We start from the raw sequence: 15,756 nt of genomic DNA, 5'->3' as shown, positions 1-15,756 counted from the left end.
CCCTATTTACTGCTCCCTATTCTATTGATTCTGATAGGGATAATAATTCCGAAACTGTTACTAACCGATAGCCGCGTTTTTGTAATTCAGGAATCATAATTTTTAACGCTTCTATGGTTACTGAACGATTTCCGCCGCCGTCGTGCATTAAAACAATGTCCCCTGGACGGGCTTGATTTAAGACATTATCGGCTAATACTGCGGCTGTTGGTTTTTGATAATCTTTGGTGTCAATAGACCACATAATAACGGCATAGTTTTTACTGCGGGCATAGTCGGCAACGCCATTATCTAAAATTCCCCCAGGAGGACGAAATAAACGGGTTTTTAATCCTGTTATTAACTGTAATTTTGCCGATGTATTTTCAATTTCAGCTTTGGCTTTTTGCGGTTCCATTTTGGGATACAAATGTGTCCAAGTATGATTTCCCACGGCATGACCTTCTTGAACAACTTGTTTGATAATGTCAGGATATAATAGTAAATTTTGACCTAAAATAAAGAATGTTGCTTTAGCGTTAAACTCTCTTAAAACTGTTAAAACCTTGGGTGTTTCTGGCCAGGGGCCATCATCAAAGGTTAAGGCAATAACTTTTTCCTGATTTCGAGGCGAAATATGATGAACTATTTTGCCTTTATAATGTTCTGGAATTAAAGAATTATAGGGTTTTGCTGGTTTGTTTAAATCGGGGGGGAGAAAGGGTTTTCTGGGAATAAATAGCTCGGGGTTTTCTAAGGGTGGAATTGTCGGATATTCCATCCCATTGTCAGCAAAATTAATCGGTTTTGTGCTTACCGAATTTTCAGCTTGCAGCCCAACAATAGGCAAGGATACAGCCACTTGTCCGTGATTAAAACTTAATATAAAGATTCCACTGCCACCACTGAGTAGAATCTGGGAAAATCTTTTAAAATTTTGGGAACCTATCATTGATTTTTCGGGTCAGGATCATCTAATTATAAATTACAAGACTTTCCCTCTAATTCCCGTAAATCTTAACTAAATACGAGAATGTTCTTGATCGGAAACAATCTCGGCTTTATTGGGTGTGAGTGCGATCGCAAATAAAAATGATACTAACGGCCCGACAATGAAAATGGCTAATTCTAATCCGGTCATAGTCTACCCCCTGTGGGTTGCGGTATGAATTTCCCCCTCGAATGCAGAGTTAATTTTTAGTCTGATTTCTAACTAATCTGGGCCAAAAACCCGCTATAGCATCAGAGAACGTCTTGATAATACCCTTGATATTCTCTAATATACTCTAATCACCCTCATGCAGTATCGATTTAACTTCTGATCGGTCTTAATTTCACTTAATCTTTAAATTAAGATCATAAACCTTTGCAATGCCTATACTTTACTTATAAATCTGCCTCTGTTGTCCCTAAAATCATAAGTAACGCTTATGCAATAAAGATAAGCTAGTAGCTTTTTTGATTTTAGAATAGTAACAATACGATCATTCCCCCGGATAAAATTACAATATTGGCGATTAAAAACCATTGATCAAGTTTGTTGACCCGGACAATGGATTGGGGATCTTCACTTTTTGCCCAATCTGCTGTAATAATTGTTTCTAAAATCCCAGCAATAATTAAAACATAAACTAAAGCATAGATTTTATCTAATAAAACCAAATAGCCAACATCTGGTAAAGCATCGGAATAGGATTGTTGTAAAAATACAATTGTTAATAAAGCCGTGACGGGCAGAATAATACGAGAATCAACATAAATGGGATAGAGTAATAAGGAACCCCAACTAGAAAATAAAACCACAAATAACGGGAGTAATAATTTCCAAGTAAAGAAACTCAGGGGACGAGAAATGTTCATTTCAAACCTGACCGCAGAATAAATTGAGTCATTTTTTGCTTGATCTAAATCGCCAAAATTGGAGGGATAGAGATGGGATAAAGTCTTAATTGCATAATTTTTTATTTTCCACCCGGGAACAGTTAAATCGGAGGCATAACCTGATTCTTTTGTATCTGCGATATAGACTAATTCATTTAATGAATAAACAGCATTTTCAATCGTCACACCTAAACTTTGTTCGTCTAGGGGATAACGGTAAAATCTAAACGGTTCCCGAAACCGACTTTCTACCCGCATAATTTGATAGAAACTTCCATCTTTGAGGGTTTTTGGTTCTGGATAGGCGGTTTCTATAGTTCTTCCCCATTTTTCCACCCCATTCATAAATTCTAAGTTAGCAAGAGGGTCAATTTTCCCTTTCCAACGTAACCATAAATAGAAATCCAAATAATAGGTATTGCTAGAGGCATTCAGTTCATAAATATTTTGAGCAAAAACCCCAACGGTGACTTTTTGGGCGGTGGTGGGAATTTCGGTTAGGGGTTGATAAAAGGACGAATTTTCCGGCGGGGTCGGGGTACGGAAATATTTCCCTAGCTGTAAAATCAAGATCAGGCTGAGAATACCCAAAGCAGGGAACAGGAATTTACGACTATTTTTTTTTAGGTCAATCCAGTGGGATAGAATAGATGATGGCATAATATTTGTGACGGTTTGAGTCATTTTGAGGGATCAATCGCCCATACAGCAAGTATGGGCTAAAGTTTATCCCAAATAAATGACTCGGTTGTTGAAAAATAGCTTACAATCCATAGAGAAGTGTTTTGCATCAATAATGATCAAACTGCGTTTAAAGAGATTCGGAAAAAAGCGGGAAGCTAGTTACCGCATTGTGGCGATGAATAGTTTGTCTCGCCGAGATGGTCGTCCCCTAGAAGAACTGGGCTTCTACAATCCCAGAACCGACGAAGTTCGATTGGATAAGGCTGGTATTATCCGTCGCCTACAGCAAGGGGCACAACCGACTGACACTGTGCGTGACATCCTGAGAAAAGAAAATGTTTTTGAATTACTCAAGTCCGGAGTCCAACCCGAAGCAACTGTCGCAGAACCCGCAGTCTAGTCCCAGTTATGACGAACTGGTGCGGTTTTTACTCAAGCCGTTTCTGGCATTTCCAGAATCCATTAAAGTCGATTGTGAACGTTTTCCTGGCTTACGCAGAACTTGGATTCGGTTAGCTGTAGAAGCCGAAGATAAGGGACGGGTTTATGGTCGTGGAGGACGTAATATCCAAGCGATTCGGATGGTTCTAACGGCTCTGGCAACCTCCTCTGGGGAAACGGTTTATCTGGATATCTATAACAATGGTGAATCCGATGAACCCCCTAGTCCTAGGGAACCCAGGGAGAGTTTTAATCAGCGTTCCCCGGGTCAGTATTCAGAGCAGACTCGTCCAGTCCGTGCAGCCCCTTCTAAACCTCGTTTGAATCGAAGATACGAAGAATGAAGGGATTTTAACTCTGTCCTTGGCGGTGAAGCTCTAACCATTGCTAAAGACCGGTTAAATCTTTGAATTAGTTTTCTCCTGTTGGGCAGAATAGGGTTTAACCAACCCTGGGAATTTTGCCCAACATCTTCTCATAGGAATGGGTAATGGGTAATGGGTAATGGGTAATGGGTAATTTGGTTTTCAATTTTTAGAATAAAAGTAATCATATTTTGTAATATCTAATGACTGAGCGATTCAACCTTCAGTTACCAAGTATGGAAAGTGCCATGGCGCTTTCTGGCTATCAAGAAGATAATCTCAAAATTCTATCTCAACAAACGGGCGCTCAATTGGTCATGCGAGGACAGGAGTTGCTCATCAGTGGAACCGCCAGTCAGATTCAATTATGTCAAAAATTAGTTGAATCTTTGAATGAATTGTGGAAAGATGGAAAACCGATTAGTTCTGTAGATATTCTAACGGCGCGTCATGCCATTAATACCCATCAAGAGGATGTTTTTAAAGATATTCAGCGTGATGTTTTGGCGAAAACCCGGCGAGGAATCGAAATTCGGGCAAAAACCTTTCGTCAGCGTCAATATATCCAGGCGATGCGTAATAATGATTTAGTCTTTTGTATTGGCCCGGCGGGAACAGGAAAGACTTATTTAGCGGCAATTTTAGCGTTACAAGCCCTATTATCTGATCAATATGAACGGTTAATTTTAACTCGTCCGGCGGTGGAAGCGGGGGAAAGATTAGGATTTTTACCGGGGGATTTACAACAAAAAGTTAATCCCTATTTACGACCATTATATGATGCCCTTTATGAGTTAATTGACCCGGAAAAAACGTCAAATTTAATGGAACGTGGGGTGATTGAAGTGGCGCCTATTGCCTATATGCGCGGTCGGACATTAAATAATTCCTTTGTGATTTTAGATGAAGCCCAAAATACCACCCCGGGTCAAATGAAAATGGTATTAACTCGCTTAGGGTTTGGTTCTCGGATGGTGGTTACAGGAGATATTACCCAAACGGATTTATTACCCAATCAAACATCGGGGTTAACGATGGCGTTAAAAATATTAAAAAATGTTGAGGGAATTGCTTTTTGTGAATTTTCTCAAGCGGATGTCGTGCGTCATTCCTTAGTCCAGAGGATTGTGGCGGCCTATGAAAAACATGAAAAGCCACAGTAAAGATTAACCTCAGAAAGATTTAGGCTTAAGTTCCCAAAATTCTAGTAAAATTAAGTCTTAAAAACTAATTAAGTTGGGAAACTGGAAGGATGAGTAATCTCAAATCGTTTTTAGAAGATTGTGAAAGTTTAGGAACCTTACGGTTAATTGTCACCAGTAGTTCGGCGGTTTTAGAAGCCCGGGGAAAGATTGAAAAGCTATTTTATGCAGAATTACCCAAGGGCAAATATGCAAATATGCACACTGAGGGCTTTGAATTTCATCTGAATATGGATCATATTAAACAAGTGAAATTTGAAACCGGAGAAGCCAAACGGGGCAATTTTACCACCTACGCCATTCGGTTCCTGAATGAACAAAATGAAGTAGCCTTAAGTGCCTTTTTACAATGGGGAAAACCCGGAGAATATGAGCCGGGACAGGTGGAAAATTGGCGGGGTTTAAAAGAACAATATGGGGAAGTTTGGGAACCAATTCCTCTGGAAAGTTTATAGGATTAATCATCTAAATTTTAAGATGTTTGAAAACGGTTATAACTTTGGGCGAGGTTTTCTCGCCCCTGCAAATTATCTTTCCCTATAATTTTAAGAAACATGAAAAAATTAATTTTGATTATTGGTTTAATTTTAGGTTTAATAGTGGGAGAAACCCAAGCTCAAGCTGGACAGTTAGCAGACCGTTTATCAGCGTTTCCTAACTGGAATCATAAACCCATGGTGCAAGCGGTAAAGGAAGATTTATATTATCCTGAGTGGATGGAAGGGGAATGGGATGTGACCAGTACATTAGTTGATAAAGTGGCTCCTCTCGCGCCTAAAATTAACACTCCTGGGTTTAAAAATAGTTCGGAATCTCTAAATCAACCGATTCAGTTTCAGGTGAGATTTAAACGGGTTGAATTGTTACCTAAGTTACAGATTTTCCCCCTAACTTTATTTTTTCAACAACTGGGTTCAGACTCGGAAAATTATGATAAAATCTCTCTTAAGATAGTGGGCGATCGCGCTTTTAATAGCTTTAATATTGGCAAGGCTACCTTGGGAGAAAAGGGCATTTTATCAGTTAAGATTGATCCGACCAATCCCAATCGTCAAATGACCGCTTTACCGGGAAATGTAGAACTGGTTTCCACCGTAACCGGTCGGAGTAGTGAAACTCCCAGTAAAGATAGGTTTATTGCCACGGAAATCAGTCAGCAATTGTTTGAAAGTTCCTCTCAAATTTATTTGAATGAAGTCGAAACCACCACAGCTTATCAAGTAGAATCGGAAGTGGGATCGATTGTTGCAGATCAAGTAACGGCGGTTTATTTATCCCCTAAAGATCCCAATTTCTTTGCGGCGAGTGGTCATCCGGTGGCGTTGTATCGATATCAACTTAAGTTAGTTAAGAGGTAGGGAAATATGAAATTCAAAGTTGGTTGTCAATTAGAGTATGAAGTCAGGGATTATAGTACATTTATTTTTAATATTAATGTTGCTAAAACCCGCAATCAACGGATATTAGAAGAATCTCTAAAATTAGATCCGAATGTCTATTATGAGGAGTATTTGAATCCAGTTTTAGGCAATCGTTATCTGAGGATCAATGTATCCTCGGGAACCTTGTGCTTATCGTATCAAGCCATTGTTGATGTAATTTATGAAGAAACAAATCCCACAACAATTAATGAAGTTCCGATCGCTCAACTTCCCCTAGAAATCCTACAATATATTTATCCGAGCCGCTACTGTCAATCCGACCGATTAATGCGATTAGCTCAATCGGAATTTGGTTATTTAGTTCCCGATTATTCCCGAATTACGGCAATTTGTAATTGGATTTATGATAATGTTATTTATCTATCGGGGAGTAGTGATCAACATACTTCAGCTTTTGATACAGTAACCGAACGGGCGGGGGTTTGTCGAGATTTTGCCCATTTAGGAATTGCCTTTTGTCGAGCATTAAATATTCCGGCTCGGTTTTCCTCTGGTTATGCTTATAAACTACAACCGCCGGATTTTCATGCTTATTTTGAAGCCTATTTAGGCGATCGCTGGTATTTATTTGATGCAACCCGTTTAGTACCGCGCAATGGATTAATTAAAATTGGTACGGGACGAGATGCGGCTGATACGGCTTTTGCGACGATTTTTGGAGATGTGGAAATGACACAAATGAATGTCAATGTTGAGTGTTTAGAAACAATTTCTGATCATGATTCTTCTGAATATACCACTCAAGCTATTAGCCATTAAGATCACTTTTCTAGTATAATATCTCCTGAATAAACTTAAAATACAGTTAAAAATAACAGGTAAAAATCATGGCTAAAAAACGATTTGTGATTGAAATGGGAATGGGTGTGGATCAACACGGACAGGAGCCCACGGTTGCCGCTGCCAGGGCGGTAAGAAATGCGATCGCCCATAATGCTTTACCCGGAATTTGGGAAGTGGCGGGGTTAAATCATCCGAATCAAATGATTGTAGAAGTACAGGTGGCCGTTCCCTATCCTGAACAAGTAAGAACCGAAGAAGTCTTAGCAGTATTACCTTTTGGACAAAAAACTTTGACCGTTGAAAATGGGGGAATGGTGGTACAGGGAAGGGCAATTGAGGAATTTCAAGACAAAAATGATGAAATGTTAATTGCGGTGGCTGCGGTGACGGTTTGGGTAGAAACAGAGGATTAATATCTTTATGAATAATATGGCCGATGTGAATATTTCCCAAACCTTCGGTAATGGCGATCGCGATCGTTAGAAATTGTTCTAAAGAGAATCCTCTTTTATGGGTTTTAAATTGTTCATAAATCAATTCCTTGAGAGACAATATATCAGAATCTTATAGGACAATTACGAGGGTTCTTTGATAGTTGTGCAAACCATAGACTTTAGCAACACCCTGGCCCTTTAAGCTACTAATTATTTCATATTCTTGTTGGTAGCGGGTCAGTTGGTAGGGAGTTGGATACTCAGATTTGAAAACCTTTAGAATTACCCTTTGCTCATCTCGCTCTTGAATCCATAAATTAGGGAATTGGTGCTTTCATAGATAAGAGAGAGGATTTGATAGCCTTCCAGAGCGAGCATAAGCAGTATGTTTATTTCCAATATAGTGATTTAAACAGGGTAATACAAACCATCACCGCGTCTGTGCCAACCAATACCACTGGGATCTTTTTGTTGACTCCAATGGCTAAAATGTTCTGCACCTTTAGCAAATTCTTTGGCAACATTTCCTGTATTTACTCCTAAACGACGAGTGAGTTCTTCCTCGGTTTTAGGAGTCAACCTTAATAAACTTCTGGGATGACTACTATTGACTGAATTGGAAGATCGACGGTTGATTTCGCCGGAGATTTTTTTGTCTAATAACTGCTGAATTAAAGTGATTTGTTCTTTTAACAGATCCATATCACCTTTGAACAGTTTAAGTTGTTCTTGTACAAGTTCTTCCACCTCGGTTTTCAAGTCAGAATTAAACTGAGGTTGTTCCCCATCAAAAAACTGTTTAATCATTTGGACTAAAGCTGCACTTTCAGTTAAGTTATGCCGTTTCATGTACTGACGCAGCTTTTTATGATATTCCGGTGGAACGTAAGTAACGGCCCTAATATTCTTGGTTACCATGAGTATGATTAAATTATACTACCTCAACATTAACACTACTTGTAAACAAGTACGCCACCATTAGCATACTATTAATATCAGACCTATTAGCTCTTTTCTAAGATTTTCTCCTTCAGTTCATTCAGGCGAGTAACTTGAGAAAAGGCATCGGATTGTGAACAGGATTTCAAACAAGGCTGTTATTTTTTTTTGTGACAATCCCCCTTCAGGCGGTAAAGTCCTTTATTAAGGTTATTAATTTAATATTTAAGTAGGTTATTATAAATAAAGTAACCATAAATTCCAGATAGTAATTAACCGAAAGTCTATCTCTTTAGATGAACTTCACTTCGCTTTATTTTATAGCTAAAGATAGAGGAAATAGGCAGCCAAATCCCCTAAATTAAAAAGATAGCCTGCATTGGTGAAGCACGATGTTAATTGTAAATCGTTTATTCACACAATGACCGGGCGAATATTCTAGGAGATCCATATTATGAACATGAACTCTTTACCTAAGTTAGTCAGTGCCACTGCCTTAGTTTTAAGCTTAACAATTCTTCCATCTATATCGCCTGCTTCGGCTCAAACAACACCGACAAATACAGGTACAGAGAATAACAGTACAACCTACCGTACAACGACATCGGATCGAGATTTCGATTGGGGTTGGCTGGGTCTACTCGGTTTAATTGGTTTAGCTGGTTTAGCTCGCAAATCTGAAGAACCCGTCGCACGTTATCGTACTACTGATGAAACTCCTAATCGCTACTCAAGTTGAGGAATATTCATGAAGATTAAACCTTCCGTGCAACAGATTTTAAGTGTAGGAATTATCGCTGTAAGTTTAGCTATATTTCCTGCTTCCTTACCTGCTCATGCTCAAACTAATCCCAATAATACCACGATTATTGATAGGACTCCTTTTCAAGAAACAACAGATGATAATAATAACTGGGGTTGGTTAGGATTGTTGGGGTTAATCGGTTTAGCCAATTTGTTCCGTCAACCCAAGACTAATCCCGAAACCTATCGTGATCCGAACGTTACAACTCGTCCCGGCTATCGAGAATAAAATCTCATGATGTTGTTTAGGTTAGAAGTAATCATCCTAAAAAGCTAGGGTAGGTATCACCTACCCTAATTTTATGTTGAGTCTCTAAACTTCCAGGGGAAACCGAAAGGAAAAAATACGCTTTTAACTTTGAACTAGAATGATCAAAGTAGAAAATATCAGACCTGACCCATGACCGAAACCCCTGATTCTCAAATCTCCCCCCCGGAGGGTGAAACATCCCATCAACCCCCATCTGCTCATTCCCCTTGGATAGAGGGTATCACAACGGGCTGGAATAGAACCACCCAAGAATTAAAAAAACTATTCCCTGGTGATCAAATCGCCAAAACCTTTGTGCAATGGTTCAATGTTAATGAAACCCAAATTGCTGAGATTTTAGAAACAGTTAAGGCGCAACTTCCCACAACCGAAGCTTTATTAATTGGTAAACCTCAAGCGGGAAAAAGCTCAATTGTGCGGGGAGTAACCGGGGTTTCAGCCGAAATTATCGGCCAAGGATTCCGTCCCCATACTCAACATACAGAACGTTATGCTTATCCGTCTAATGATTTACCCTTACTGATTTTTAAAGATACCGTTGGTTTGGGAGATATTAACCAAAATACTTCTATTCTAATTGAAGAATTAATCGGCGATTTGCAACAGGAAACTCAAGGGGCTAGGGTTTTAATTCTAACTGTTAAAATTAACGATTTTGCCACCGATACCCTGCGAAGCATTGCCGAAAGTTTACGACAACAATATCCCCATATTCCTTGTTTATTAGCAGTGACTTGTCTGCATGAAATTTATCCGCCCCAAACGGAAAATCATCCCCTTTATCCCCCAGATTTTGAGGATATTAATCGTGCTTTCGATACTTTAAAAATAGCATTTAAAGGGTTGTATGATCAAGCGGTATTAATTGATTTTACCCTAGAAGAAGATGGGTATAATCCTGTATTTTATGGCTTGGAATCTCTGCGGGATACCTTGGCTGATCTACTTCCTGAAGCGGAAGCTAGAACGATTCATCAATTATTAAATGGAGAGGTTAATAATCAACTAGGAAACATCTATCGAGATGTGGGACGACGGTATATTTTAGCCTTTAGTATTATGGCAGCGACCGTTGCCGCTGTTCCCCTTCCTTTTGCCACTATGCCTGTTTTAACTGCTATACAAGTTTCTCTGGTGGTGTTATTAGGAAATCTCTATGGACAAACCTTAAATCCTTCTCAAGCTGGTGGTTTAGTTAGTGCGATCGGCGGCGGATTTTTGGCCCAAATGATTGGTCGGGAATTGATTAAATTTATCCCCGGTTTTGGTAGTGTGATTGCCGCGTCTTGGGCTGCTGCTTATACTTGGGCTTTAGGGGAAGGAGCTTGTGTTTATTTTGGGGATTTAATGGGAGGGAAAAAACCTGATTCTCAGAGAATTCAAGCGGTGATGAAAGAAGCATTTACCACGGCAAAAGAACGATTTAAAGGAATTAATCTGCCAAAATAATTAGGGCTTGCTGAAGAAGCTCGAAGTATTCCCTATTCCCTATTCCCTATTCCCTATTCCCTATTCCCTATTCCCTATTCCCTATTCTGAGTTAGGGTAACAAACTCCTAATTCCCCATCCCGCAACAACACCCACAAAAAACGCCCAAATTTGCCCGGTTTTAACAATATGGTTCCATTTACTAACAAAATCCCCCACAATATCGACATTCACCTGTTGAGCTAAAATTATTGTGTGATGGAACAGATTTAAACTGTGATCGAGGATATTAAACCCATCAACAGGATTCAGAATTAGAAGAATCATGATTACTGCCTCCATTGCTCGATTGAACTTGCAACACCACGAGGGTCATATCATCCCCATTTCGATTTTCTGCACCAATAAACTGTTGAACTTGTTCAAACAAATAATCAAGAATCGCCTGGGGATTTCTACAATTCTGACACGCCCAATGGAATGCTTGGCTAAGATTGTCCTCATCGAAGCGATCGCCCCGTTGATTCATCGCGTCCGTAAATCCATCGGTATAATAAATAATTGTATCCCCCGGATAAAGTTGGATTTTATCTTCATAGTAGCGACTATCCGCATCTAATCCAATCAACATTCCCAAAGTATCCAACCTAATAATATTATTAGTGGCAATCTGCCATAATAACGGCGGATGATGGGCCGCATTACTATAGGATAACATTCGAGTCGCCGGATCATATTCCGAATAAAATAACGTCACAAACCGGCTAGAATTTTCCAAATCCGCATACATAACTTGATTCAAATGCCCCAAAATCAAGGCCGGAGAATGACGGTTTAATACCTCAGCCCGCAACATTCCCCGGGTCATGGTCATAATCAAACCCGCCGGGACTCCCTTACCCATGACATCGCCGATCACAATACTCCAGCGTTTATCATGATGGACAGAAACATGATCACCCCGTTGGTCAAAATTAGAGGGAATAAAATCATAATAATCCCCCCCCACTCGGTTCGCCGTTTGACATTGGGCGGCAATATCTAAACCCGGAATAGTTGGGCATTTTCGAGGCAGTAATTGTAACTGAATTTCCGCCCCAATTTCCAATTCTCGATCTAATCTTTCTTTCTCCCGGAGGGAAGTTGCTAACTCATCATTGGCAATAGCAACTGCCGTTTGATCCGCCACTAACCGGATTAATTTTTGCCGGGTCGGTGTCCAAACATAATTAACATCATGGCTAAAAACATATAACCGTCCCCGCTCGATATTATTCACCAAAATTGGCGTCCCGAATAGCTGCACATCGGCGCCGAGATAGCGACTAACTTGATAATCTAAATTTGCCGTATAGGTTTGTAAGGCAGATTCCGAGAGGTCTTCTAACCTTCCTGTAGTTGAGAATGCGGTAATTTGTCGGGTTACAGCTTCGATCGCCTGCCGAATATCCTGACATTGGCGTCCTTCCTGACAGTGGAGCCGTTGAAACCGGACTTGGCCGTTAGGTTTAAATAATACCAAAGCCCCCCCGTCGGAATCCGTCACCCGACTAGCGACTAGGGGAGTTAACTCTAAAAATTGATTCAGGTTGTTGAAGCTACGCAGGGCATACCCCAAGGAACTTAACAACTCGTTCACGTTTTGCTGTTCTCGATGCAAACGCGCCACCATTTCCTTGAGGGCAAAAACTGGTGTCGTTTCTGGTGTTGCAGAACCCGTAATCGAGTCAGCAAATTGATCCGAGCGTCGAGGAAGGGGCAAGGCNGGGCAGGGGGGCAGGGGAGGCAGGGGGGGCAAACTATTGCCTGTTCCCGATTGTCTGTTCCCGATCGTCTGTTCCCGATTGTCTGTTCCCTGTTCCCTGTTCCCTGTTCCCTGTTCCCTATTCCCTATTCCGGTGTTCAGATAAATAAAGGACGGGGGTGTTTGTGATTTAGCCACTGAGGAGGGCTTCGATAAACTCGTAGCTGGAAAAGGGGCGTAAATCTTCGATACTTTCCCCAACTCCGATAAATCGAATCGGTAAGCCGAGTTGCTGGACAATCGCTAGGGCAACACCACCTTTAGCAGTTCCATCGAGTTTTGTCAAGACCACCCCACTTAATTGGGCCACTTCTGAAAAAACTTCGGCTTGGCGTAAACCGTTTTGACCCAGGGTTGAATCCAATACTAACAAAGATTGGATTTTAGCGGATGGAGCGCGCTTATCAATGACTCGGCGAATTTTATTGAGTTCCTCCATTAAATTCTTTTTATTTTGCAAGCGCCCGGCTGTATCAATAATTAACAATTCCGTATTGCGAGAGCGGGCTGCTTCGATCGCATCATAAACCACCGCCGCCGGATCGGTATTTTTTCCGGGGTTCGCCACAACTTCCACCCCCGTGCGTTCTCCCCAGACCTTCACCTGATCAACGGCCGCCGCCCGAAAGGTGTCCCCAGCGGCGATTAAACACCGATAACCGGATTTTTGAGCTAAATGGGCAATTTTGCCGATGGTTGTAGTTTTACCCGCCCCATTAACTCCGGTGACTAACCAAATATTTAAGGTATCTTTTTCCGGTGCAAAGCTGATGGGATAGCCCTGGGAAAAGGGTTCTTCTAAAATGCCCCTTAAGATTTGTTTCAGATAGGCGATCGCTTGTTCTGGGGGCAGGGCTTCTTGACGGAGTTTACTTTGTAGGGCTTCAATCACGCGATCAGTGGCTGCCACCCCGACATCTGCCTGTAAGAGCATGGATTCAATTTCATCAACAGCCTGTTGATTTAATGGCCCCTGGCCGACAATCGCTTTTAATTGGTTGAGTAAGTTGCGCCGTGTTCTTCCTAGGGCTTTCCAGAGTTTCTGTAACCAGGTAATTTCTTCTAGGGCCACTTGATCGGGACGCCGACCTTGATCGGCTAAGACCTGAGCCGACCACATAAAGACCTCATCAAACACCATTCCCGCTTCCCCAGAAGCCGTTTCGCTGGTTTCGGGTTCGGGTTCAATGGCGGTTTCTTTCAGCCGTTCTAGGCGGGTTTGACGTTCTGTGGTGGATGCAGCCCAGAAGGGGGCAGGGGGAGTAGGGGGAGCAGGGGGCACTTCGACAGGCTCAGTGGCCGCAGGGGGAGCAGGGGGGGCAGGGGAAGCAGGGGGGGTTTCTGTATCTGGGAGGTCGGTTTCAGGTTCTAGTTCGGGTTCTGTCTCCTCAATTTCAATGGCTTCTACAGGGGTTTCTACAGCTGTTTCCACCTCTGGAGTTTCATCGGTTAAAACGGTCGGTTCAACTTCCGGTTCAACTTCCGGTTCCGGTTGCTGTTGTTTTTGAATATTTTTATAAGCTGCTTTTGCCCACTGTAAGTAATCCTCAGAAATTTGAGGTTTTTCTTCTGAACTATCAGCCGTTTCAGCCGGTTTATCTACCTTGACGGGTTCAGATTTAACCTCCGTTTCCGGTTCTTGATTCTGATCGGTTTTTTCATTAAATTGACGACGAAACCAATTAAATACCATAGTTTTTTTTAATATTAGTTATTAGGGGCAGGGGAGGCAGGGGGAGTAGGGGAGCAGGGGAGCAGGGGAGGTAGGAGGAGCAAACTATTGCCTGTTCCCTGTTCTCTGTTCCCTGTTCTCTGTTCTCTGTTCACTGTTCTCTGTTCCCTGTTCCCTGTTCCCTGTTCCCTGTTCCCCGGCTTTTAATTTATCGACAAATCGACGGAGAACGCCATTAACGAAGCGATAACTTTCTTCATCGCTGTAGCGTTTTGCGAGTTCAATGGCTTCATTAATTGCTACTTGTTCTTTTAAATCTAAATACATTAATTCGGCAACGGCAATGCGGAGAATATCCCGATCTATTCGGGGAAGTCGGTTGAGTTGCCAATCAACTAATACATCTGTTAATAACTGATCGATTTCGGCCTTGTGGCTATTGACTTGAATCAGAATTTCCAGGGCATAATTACAGACTTCTTGTTGATTGGCTAATTGTACCAATTCCGGTAATTCAATGGCAGTGCTTAAACGATTAATCGCCCCTTGAACTAATTCAATGGCTTCATAAACCATTGTCCTAGAACTTTGTAAATCACTCGCCCGAATTTGGCTATTTAAAAGGCGATCGCTACTGCGTTGTAATTCAGTAGCTGCTGTTTCTAAGGACTCTTGACCTTCAGTGGTTAACGTCCTGACGGCGGCAATTAAAACATCATGTAATTCTTGAGATTCTAGGCGTTCGGAAGTCGCCGGAAGCTGACTAATTCCAAGTAAAGCGAGTTCGCGAGCAGTACGACGGGCTTGCATAAGTTTAAGAATAAAGAATAAAGTTTGTCCCTTTAATTTTCGCCGACCCCAATTCCCTCATCTTCTAGGACAATAGCTGGAATTATATTTTCGCCGTTAACCATAGATTCTAATGGGAGTTCAGGTTTAGGGCTCAGGGCTTTTACCGTCGTTGAAGACGTGGTATTGACAATTCCACCGGACACGATAATTTTAAACGCATCTTCTACCGAGAGGGTCAGGTTGATCACCTCGTGCTGTGGAACAATAGCATACCATCCACTGGTGGGGTTCGGGGTAGTGGGAATAAATACACTCACCACTTCCTCAGACAATTTAGACTGCATATCATCGCTCACCGACCCGGTAACAAAAGCCAGTGACCAAAGACCTCGACGGGGATATTCCACTAAGACCACGCGACTAAATTTATCGTTAGAATCTCGTAAAAGGGTTTCTAAAAGTTGTTTCAGAGTTTTGTAAACCGAACCCGCTAAGGGAATAGCTTGTAAGATTTTTTCACCAAAGCCCAAAAGCCATTGTCCCGCAATATTACGGGCCATCAAACCAATAAATAAAATCCCTGACAGGGGTACAGCTAACCCGACCAAAACATTCAGCAGGTTAACTAAAATGGGATGCAAACCATCAAAGGGATTAATTTGCTTAGGAATACGAGTCAGAAACTCAATCACGGAACTGGAGATGGTGATAGTCAACCAAATCGTGGTTGCTAGGGGAATCACGACCAACAGACCTGCAATTAAGTCGTTTTTAAAGTCCTGCTTTAAGCGTTGGAACACAGAGCGTCCAGTCTCCTCTTTTTTTGGTGTTTCT

18 protein-coding genes are annotated in these 15,756 nt (G+C 41.5%); 10 read left to right on the top strand and 8 right to left on the bottom strand.

What is annotated here, in order from left to right; all coding sequences use genetic code 11:
- Positions 1-16: 16 nt before the first annotated feature.
- Positions 17-931, bottom strand: coding sequence for a polysaccharide deacetylase family protein (locus PL9631_RS11855; RefSeq protein ID WP_083620580.1), 915 nt, complete (start codon positions 929-931; stop codon positions 17-19).
- Between the two features lie 512 nt (positions 932-1,443).
- Positions 1,444-2,544, bottom strand: coding sequence for a ligand-gated ion channel (locus tag PL9631_RS11850; RefSeq protein WP_231516711.1), 1,101 nt, complete (start codon positions 2,542-2,544; stop codon positions 1,444-1,446).
- A 112-nt stretch (positions 2,545-2,656) separates the two neighbouring features.
- Between PL9631_RS11850 and rpsP the strand changes: the two genes are divergently transcribed.
- From rpsP to PL9631_RS11815, 7 genes are all read left to right on the top strand, one after another.
- Positions 2,657-2,944 (top strand): 30S ribosomal protein S16, encoded by a 288-nt coding sequence (gene rpsP / locus PL9631_RS11845; RefSeq protein ID WP_083620579.1) that lies wholly within the window; start codon positions 2,657-2,659, stop codon positions 2,942-2,944.
- Entirely contained in the window at positions 2,880-3,329 is a 450-nt protein-coding gene (locus PL9631_RS11840) for a KH domain-containing protein (RefSeq protein WP_083620577.1), read from the top strand. Before rpsP ends, PL9631_RS11840 begins: the two co-directional genes overlap by 65 nt.
- Positions 3,330-3,553: 224 nt before the next feature.
- A complete protein-coding gene (locus tag PL9631_RS11835) occupies positions 3,554-4,513 on the top strand; it encodes a PhoH family protein (protein WP_083620576.1) in 960 nt (319 codons plus the stop codon).
- Positions 4,514-4,602: 89 nt separating this feature from the next.
- On the top strand, positions 4,603-5,007 hold the full coding sequence (locus tag PL9631_RS11830; protein WP_083620575.1) for a ChuX/HutX family heme-like substrate-binding protein: 405 nt from the start codon (positions 4,603-4,605) through the stop codon (positions 5,005-5,007).
- 99 nt (positions 5,008-5,106) lie between these two features.
- The gene (locus PL9631_RS11825; protein WP_156090539.1) at positions 5,107-5,910 is read left to right on the top strand and encodes a DUF6816 family protein; all 804 of its coding nucleotides are present in this window, start codon (positions 5,107-5,109) and stop codon (positions 5,908-5,910) included.
- Between the two features lie 6 nt (positions 5,911-5,916).
- Complete coding sequence (locus PL9631_RS11820; RefSeq protein ID WP_083620572.1) at positions 5,917-6,753, top strand: transglutaminase-like domain-containing protein; 837 nt, start codon at positions 5,917-5,919, stop codon at positions 6,751-6,753.
- A 68-nt stretch (positions 6,754-6,821) separates the two neighbouring features.
- Complete coding sequence (locus PL9631_RS11815) at positions 6,822-7,190, top strand: Lin0512 family protein (protein WP_083620571.1); 369 nt, start codon at positions 6,822-6,824, stop codon at positions 7,188-7,190.
- A 429-nt stretch (positions 7,191-7,619) separates the two neighbouring features.
- Here the strand turns inward: PL9631_RS11815 and PL9631_RS11810 are convergent, their stop codons facing one another.
- Positions 7,620-8,129, bottom strand: coding sequence for a hypothetical protein (locus PL9631_RS11810; protein WP_156090537.1), 510 nt, complete (start codon positions 8,127-8,129; stop codon positions 7,620-7,622).
- 475 nt (positions 8,130-8,604) lie between these two features.
- Between PL9631_RS11810 and PL9631_RS11805 the strand changes: the two genes are divergently transcribed.
- The 3 genes from PL9631_RS11805 to PL9631_RS11795 all read left to right on the top strand — a co-directional run bounded on the left by PL9631_RS11805 (position 8,605) and on the right by PL9631_RS11795 (position 10,674).
- Complete coding sequence (locus tag PL9631_RS11805) at positions 8,605-8,889, top strand: WGxxGxxG family protein (RefSeq protein WP_083620566.1); 285 nt, start codon at positions 8,605-8,607, stop codon at positions 8,887-8,889.
- Between the two features lie 9 nt (positions 8,890-8,898).
- Positions 8,899-9,183 (top strand): WGxxGxxG family protein, encoded by a 285-nt coding sequence (locus tag PL9631_RS11800; protein WP_197046348.1) that lies wholly within the window; start codon positions 8,899-8,901, stop codon positions 9,181-9,183.
- Between the two features lie 171 nt (positions 9,184-9,354).
- Positions 9,355-10,674 carry a YcjF family protein gene (locus PL9631_RS11795; RefSeq protein WP_083620564.1) on the top strand — a complete coding sequence of 440 codons (1,320 nt, stop codon included), beginning with the start codon at positions 9,355-9,357 and terminating at the stop codon, positions 10,672-10,674.
- A gap of 91 nt (positions 10,675-10,765) precedes the next feature.
- Here PL9631_RS11795 and PL9631_RS11790 read toward each other — a convergent pair whose 3' ends face one another.
- The 5 genes from PL9631_RS11790 to PL9631_RS11770 all read right to left on the bottom strand — a co-directional run bounded on the left by PL9631_RS11790 (position 10,766) and on the right by PL9631_RS11770 (position 15,722).
- Positions 10,766-10,981, bottom strand: a complete 216-nt coding sequence (locus PL9631_RS11790) for a hypothetical protein (RefSeq protein ID WP_083620563.1) — start codon at positions 10,979-10,981, stop codon at positions 10,766-10,768.
- On the bottom strand, positions 10,953-12,434 hold the full coding sequence (locus PL9631_RS11785) for a GAF domain-containing SpoIIE family protein phosphatase (RefSeq protein ID WP_083620895.1): 1,482 nt from the start codon (positions 12,432-12,434) through the stop codon (positions 10,953-10,955). Before PL9631_RS11785 ends, PL9631_RS11790 begins: the two co-directional genes overlap by 29 nt.
- Positions 12,435-12,588: 154 nt before the next feature.
- The gene (gene ftsY / locus PL9631_RS11780) at positions 12,589-14,151 is read right to left on the bottom strand and encodes a signal recognition particle-docking protein FtsY (protein WP_083620561.1); all 1,563 of its coding nucleotides are present in this window, start codon (positions 14,149-14,151) and stop codon (positions 12,589-12,591) included.
- Between the two features lie 84 nt (positions 14,152-14,235).
- Positions 14,236-14,940, bottom strand: a complete 705-nt coding sequence (nusB, locus tag PL9631_RS11775; RefSeq protein WP_083620560.1) for a transcription antitermination factor NusB — start codon at positions 14,938-14,940, stop codon at positions 14,236-14,238.
- Positions 14,941-14,972: 32 nt separating this feature from the next.
- Positions 14,973-15,722: a DUF502 domain-containing protein gene (locus tag PL9631_RS11770; RefSeq protein ID WP_083620558.1), complete on the bottom strand. Its 750-nt coding sequence runs from the start codon at positions 15,720-15,722 to the stop codon at positions 14,973-14,975.
- Between the last annotated feature and the right edge of the window lie 34 nt (positions 15,723-15,756).

The organism is Planktothrix paucivesiculata PCC 9631 (assembly GCF_900009265.2).
GTDB lineage: Bacteria > Cyanobacteriota > Cyanobacteriia > Cyanobacteriales > Microcoleaceae > Planktothrix > Planktothrix paucivesiculata.
Note: the sequence above shows the minus strand (reverse complement) of the source record. Positions and strands in the feature narration are given on the sequence as shown.

Bases quoted from the DNA above. Each gene is read 5' to 3' on its own strand.
- PL9631_RS11855 (WP_083620580.1), bottom strand. From the start codon at position 931: ATGATAGGTTCCCAAAATTTTAAAAGATTTTCCCAGATTCTACTCAGT.
- PL9631_RS11850 (WP_231516711.1), bottom strand. From the start codon at position 2,544: ATGACTCAAACCGTCACAAATATTATGCCATCATCTATTCTATCCCAC.
- rpsP (WP_083620579.1), top strand. From the start codon at position 2,657: ATGATCAAACTGCGTTTAAAGAGATTCGGAAAAAAGCGGGAAGCTAGT.
- PL9631_RS11840 (WP_083620577.1), top strand. From the start codon at position 2,880: ATGTTTTTGAATTACTCAAGTCCGGAGTCCAACCCGAAGCAACTGTCG.
- PL9631_RS11835 (WP_083620576.1), top strand. From the start codon at position 3,554: ATGACTGAGCGATTCAACCTTCAGTTACCAAGTATGGAAAGTGCCATG.
- PL9631_RS11830 (WP_083620575.1), top strand. From the start codon at position 4,603: ATGAGTAATCTCAAATCGTTTTTAGAAGATTGTGAAAGTTTAGGAACC.
- PL9631_RS11825 (WP_156090539.1), top strand. From the start codon at position 5,107: ATGAAAAAATTAATTTTGATTATTGGTTTAATTTTAGGTTTAATAGTG.
- PL9631_RS11820 (WP_083620572.1), top strand. From the start codon at position 5,917: ATGAAATTCAAAGTTGGTTGTCAATTAGAGTATGAAGTCAGGGATTAT.
- PL9631_RS11815 (WP_083620571.1), top strand. From the start codon at position 6,822: ATGGCTAAAAAACGATTTGTGATTGAAATGGGAATGGGTGTGGATCAA.
- PL9631_RS11810 (WP_156090537.1), bottom strand. From the start codon at position 8,129: ATGGTAACCAAGAATATTAGGGCCGTTACTTACGTTCCACCGGAATAT.
- PL9631_RS11805 (WP_083620566.1), top strand. From the start codon at position 8,605: ATGAACATGAACTCTTTACCTAAGTTAGTCAGTGCCACTGCCTTAGTT.
- PL9631_RS11800 (WP_197046348.1), top strand. From the start codon at position 8,899: ATGAAGATTAAACCTTCCGTGCAACAGATTTTAAGTGTAGGAATTATC.
- PL9631_RS11795 (WP_083620564.1), top strand. From the start codon at position 9,355: ATGACCGAAACCCCTGATTCTCAAATCTCCCCCCCGGAGGGTGAAACA.
- PL9631_RS11790 (WP_083620563.1), bottom strand. From the start codon at position 10,981: ATGATTCTTCTAATTCTGAATCCTGTTGATGGGTTTAATATCCTCGAT.
- ftsY (WP_083620561.1), bottom strand. From the start codon at position 14,151: ATGGTATTTAATTGGTTTCGTCGTCAATTTAATGAAAAAACCGATCAG.
- nusB (WP_083620560.1), bottom strand. From the start codon at position 14,940: ATGCAAGCCCGTCGTACTGCTCGCGAACTCGCTTTACTTGGAATTAGT.